We start from the raw sequence: 1,938 nt of genomic DNA on the forward strand, positions 1-1,938 counted from the left end.
CACCGATGGTGACAACCTTGTGTACACCTTTTGTGTGCCTGGCACCTATCAATGTGGGAGCGAGCCTGCTCGCGAATGCGGTGGATCAGGCAACTGAAACGTTGACTGGAACGGCGCTTTCGCGAGCAGGCTCGCTCCCACAGGTCTTTCTATAAATGGGGGATCAAACCTTGCTCTTGCTGATGATATTCCCGGCATGCAAGCCGCATTCTTTCTGCGTGGCTTCTTCCCACCACCAGCGGCCTTCGCGCTCGTGTTGGTTCGGCAGCACCGGGCGGGTGCAGGGTTCGCAGCCGATGCTGATGAAGCCGCGCTCGTGCAGGCTGTTGTACGGCAGCTCAAGCATGCGGATGTAACCCCAGATCTCCTCGCTGGTCATCTGCGCCAGCGGGTTGAACTTGTACAGGGTGCGTTCCGGTGTCGAGAAAGCTGTGTCGATTTCCAGCACCGCCACAGCGCTGCGGGTGCCCGGGCTCTGATCGCGGCGCTGGCCGGTGGCCCAGGCTTTGACGTCGGACAGCTTGCGCCGCAGCGGCTCGATCTTGCGGATGCCACAGCATTCGCCGTGGCCATCTTTGTAGAAGCTGAACAGGCCTTTTTCCTTCACGAACGGTTCGAGTTTCGTGTAGTCCGGCGAGACGATTTCGATGTCGATCTTGTAATGCTCGCGCACCTGCTCGATGAAGCGGTAGGTCTCCGGATGCAGGCGGCCGGTGTCGAGGCTGAACACTTTGACGTTCTTGTTCAGCTTCCACGCCATGTCCACCAGCACCACGTCCTCGGCGCCGCTGAAAGATATCCACAAGTCATCGCCGAACTCGGCGAAGGCGAGCTTGAGGATGTCCTGGGCGGATTTGTTGGCATGGGTCGTGGCGAGTTCCACGACGTTAAACGTTGGGCTCATCAGGGCGGCTTCCTACAGGTCAATGGCGCTCGGGCGCTCTATAGGGGGCCGATGGTAACAAAAAGCTGCCGCGCCCGGGGCGTCCTCTGCGTTGCACGCCTCGGGTGCAAACGCTAGAGTTCGGCCTCGCTTGACTCAAATAATCACTACAAACGGGAGTGTCTTGTGGAAATTGCTTGCCTGGATCTTGAAGGGGTACTGGTACCGGAAATCTGGATCGCCTTCGCCGAAAAAACCGGAATCGACTCCCTCAAGGCCACCACCCGGGACATTCCCGATTACGACGTATTGATGAAGCAGCGCCTGCGCATCCTCGATGAGCACGGCCTCAAGCTCTCGGATATTCAGGAAGTCATCGCCACGCTGAAACCGCTGGACGGTGCGGTGGAGTTCGTCAACTGGCTGCGCGAGCGTTTCCAGGTGGTGATTCTATCGGACACCTTCTATGAGTTTTCACAGCCACTGATGCGCCAGCTGGGCTTCCCCACCTTGCTCTGCCATCGCTTGATCACTGACGAAAGCGGTCGGGTGACGGGCTATCAGCTGCGCCAGAAAGATCCCAAGCGCCAGTCGGTGCTGGCGTTCAAGAGCCTGTACTACCGGGTGATCGCGGCGGGGGATTCATACAACGACACGACCATGCTCGGCGAGGCGGACGCAGGGATTCTGTTTCATGCGCCGGACAACGTGATTCGCGAGTTTCCGCAGTTCCCGGCGGTGCATACGTTTGAAGAGCTGAAGCAGGAGTTCCTCAAAGCCTCTAATAGAGAGTTGAGTTTGTAGTCGTCTGGAAGGACGTCTTCGCGAGCAGGCTCGCTCCCACACGATGATCCTTCCCACGCTCCGCGTGGGGACGCCTCATCGGACGCTCCGCGTTCGGCTTCTGAAAGGGACGCGGAGCGTCCCGGGCTGCATTCCCACGCAGGAGCGTGGGAACGATCGGTGTGGGAGGCTGCTCGCGATGCTTCAGAGGTTCTGCAGGGTATCGAGCAGGATCCGCACTTTGGTCATCGACTCCTGATACTCCGCCTGCC

2 protein-coding genes are annotated in these 1,938 nt (G+C 59.2%); one reads left to right on the forward strand and one right to left on the reverse strand.

Translation table 11 applies throughout. The features are described from left to right. Positions 1-163: 163 nt before the first annotated feature. Positions 164-904, reverse strand: a complete 741-nt coding sequence (locus OQK_RS19255) for a phosphoadenylyl-sulfate reductase (RefSeq protein ID WP_016773815.1) — start codon at positions 902-904, stop codon at positions 164-166. Positions 905-1,069: 165 nt separating this feature from the next. Between OQK_RS19255 and thrH the strand changes: the two genes are divergently transcribed. Continuing rightward, a complete protein-coding gene (gene thrH, locus OQK_RS19260) occupies positions 1,070-1,687 on the forward strand; it encodes a bifunctional phosphoserine phosphatase/homoserine phosphotransferase ThrH (protein ID WP_016773816.1) in 618 nt (205 codons plus the stop codon). Positions 1,688-1,938: the final 251 nt, after the last annotated feature.

This window comes from Pseudomonas sp. R62, assembly GCF_000257605.1.
Taxonomy (GTDB): Bacteria; Pseudomonadota; Gammaproteobacteria; order Pseudomonadales; family Pseudomonadaceae; genus Aquipseudomonas; species Aquipseudomonas atacamensis.